Source organism: Pedobacter sp. 01N416, assembly GCF_056399685.1.
Genome location: NZ_JBFTRT010000694.1, coordinates 1 through 2,371 on the forward strand (window position 1 = coordinate 1; position 2,371 = coordinate 2,371).

4 protein-coding genes are annotated in these 2,371 nt (G+C 38.0%); all 4 read right to left on the reverse strand.

The annotated features are described in order from the left end of the window. Positions 1 to 2: 2 nt before the first annotated feature. Entirely contained in the window at positions 3 to 200 is a 198-nt protein-coding gene (locus AC1DND_RS25925; protein WP_477585473.1) for a twin-arginine translocase TatA/TatE family subunit, read from the reverse strand. A gap of 11 nt (positions 201 to 211) precedes the next feature. After that, a complete protein-coding gene (locus AC1DND_RS25930; protein WP_036669953.1) occupies positions 212 to 571 on the reverse strand; it encodes a Sec-independent protein translocase subunit TatA/TatB in 360 nt (119 codons plus the stop codon). 47 nt (positions 572 to 618) lie between these two features. Next, the gene (locus AC1DND_RS25935) at positions 619 to 1,914 is read right to left on the reverse strand and encodes a murein hydrolase activator EnvC family protein (RefSeq protein ID WP_477585475.1); all 1,296 of its coding nucleotides are present in this window, start codon (positions 1,912 to 1,914) and stop codon (positions 619 to 621) included. Positions 1,915 to 2,100: 186 nt separating this feature from the next. Beyond that, a partial coding sequence (lolB1, locus tag AC1DND_RS25940; RefSeq protein WP_477585477.1) for a lipoprotein insertase outer membrane protein LolB1 occupies positions 2,101 to 2,371 on the reverse strand: 271 nt, incomplete at its 5' end.

Sequence of the window (2,371 nt, forward strand, 5' to 3'; positions counted from 1 at the left end):
AATTATACCTGGTTACCGGAGTTGTTGTAATTAACGCAGGGGATAATACATCCTGAGTTTGCGCAGTTTTCTTTAACACCTTTACCTAAACCTCTCATTAGTTCAGGAATTTTTTTACCACCAAATAATAACAATACCACTATCGCAATAATGATAATTTCTGGTGTTCCAAGCATTGCTGCTATTGTTGTATTTAACATGATTTTTTTGTTTAAACTTTTTCTTTGTCAGTTACAATTTTTTCGTCAGTAGGCTTGCTCAGATCAATGTGTGACTCACTTGCCTCTATTTTTTCATCAACCGGTGATTCTTCTGTTGGATGATGACGTTGACTATGGTTTACCGCTGTTTCTTCTGCTTCTTCTTTATCTAAATCCATTGCGTTGATATTCCTATGGATTTCACGCTTAACACCATCAGAGGCATCTTTGAACTCTCTGATTCCCTTCCCTAGTCCTCTTGCAAGTTCAGGTAATTTTTTACCTCCGAACAACAATAGAACCACCACTAAAATGAGTACGATCTCTGATCCACCCATGTTTAAAAACTCTAATAACGTGCCTTGATACATCACTAATATAATTTATACAAATATAGACATTTTAACTTGTCTTAAGTTTATTTACTAATCCAAGCTTCAGGATTTAAAGTTCCCTGGCCTCTTCTAATCTGGAATTTTAAAATGGCGTCGTCACCTGTATTTGCCACAATCCCAATCGCCTGTTTGGTTTCAACTAAATTACCTACACTCACACTAACCGATCTTAAGTTTTGGTACACTGTAAAGTACTCGCCGTGGTTAATTACTACGGCAGTTCTGCCCATAATATTTTGCACCATAACAACCTTACCTGCAAATATACTTCTAACAGTTGCCCCATCAGTTGTAGTGATATCTACTCCATCGTTGGTATAACTTGCCTGGTCGATCTTATGTAAACCAAACCTTTCGGTTATTGTTCCTGTTGCTACAGGCCAAGGTAACCTTCCTCTGTTATTTTCAAAACCTGCCGATAATCTGGCTGCCTCAGGTGTTGCAGTAAGCAATTCTCCTGTCGATTTTGCTTTAGCGGTTGGTGTAGCTGGTGCAGTAGGTACGGGTCTATTTTCAGCCTTGGCTTTTGCCGCCGCAATCCGTGCTTCTTCAGCCGCTTTTCTTCTTGCCTCTTCTGCGGCCTTCCTTCTCGCTTCTTCAATTGCCCGCTGAATTGCAGCACTAATGGCCCTGTCTATCTGAGCCTGTTGTTTTTTACGACTGGAAATATCCTGTTTAAACTGTTTTTCGTCCTTGCTCAGTTTGTTTAATTCTACTGATTGTTTGCTTTTATCCTTGCTTAAACGCTCACGCTCTCTTTCCTGTTCCTTCAACAGATCACTTTTTTCCCTGAGTGTTTTATCCAGGACCTTAATCTTGCCGTTCAGATCTTGCTGCGTATTTTCAATGTATCCAGCCTGTTTTTTACGGTATTGACTAAACTGCTGTAAATACTTTATTCTTTTATATGCCTGGTTAAAATCCTTCGCCGCAAAAATGAACATCATTTTATCGTATGAATTTCTGTTGCGCTGTGCAAAACGAATCATTCCCGCATACTCTTTTTTAAGATCGCCCAACTGACCTTGCAACGTATGTACGGTATTTGTGTTCTGAGAGATTTGGTTATCCAGATTTTTTATTTCAGAGTTGATTGTACCGATCTTATCCTGGCGCAGCCTAATCTGGGCATTTATAGTATTAATCTGCTGTATAGTAAGCTTTTTACCACTGGCAGTTTTATTCAAATTCTTTTGAAGCTGTTCAATTTCGCGTTGTATAGCTTCTTTTTTCCTTCTGAGCTGGCTTTCAGTTTGTGCAACCGCCGAAAGGGTTAACACGCTTAAAAAAAGGATAAATAGGAGTTTTTGTAGCTTCATTAAGCCAAAAGTATAAAAATTTTGTAGTAAAAAATATTAAAATCGAGATACTAAAGTCATAATTACTTATTACAGAACTGTCTTCACTCAATCTTCATACATAACAAAGATTGCCAGAGCCGCTGTACTAATGCAGTACCTAACCTGGCAAATCATTGATAGAGTATGTGAATGTAGTTTTTAAACCTACTTTACAACCGTAAATCTCTTTGGTACATTAAACGGAAAATCGACCGGAACATTGCCATCAATTTTGACAAACTGTAAGTCGATGTTTATCCGTTTTGCTTTAGATAGTGTTTTGATCTGCAATGCACTAGGGAATAATGACTCGTTTAATTTTTGATAGTCGGTATACGTAACTTTTAGCGCCTGACCGTTTTTAGCGTCATTTAAATTGGTTTCAGATACTTTAAACAGCGTGTTAAAAAGCAGTTTGTAATCCAACTCCGATTTG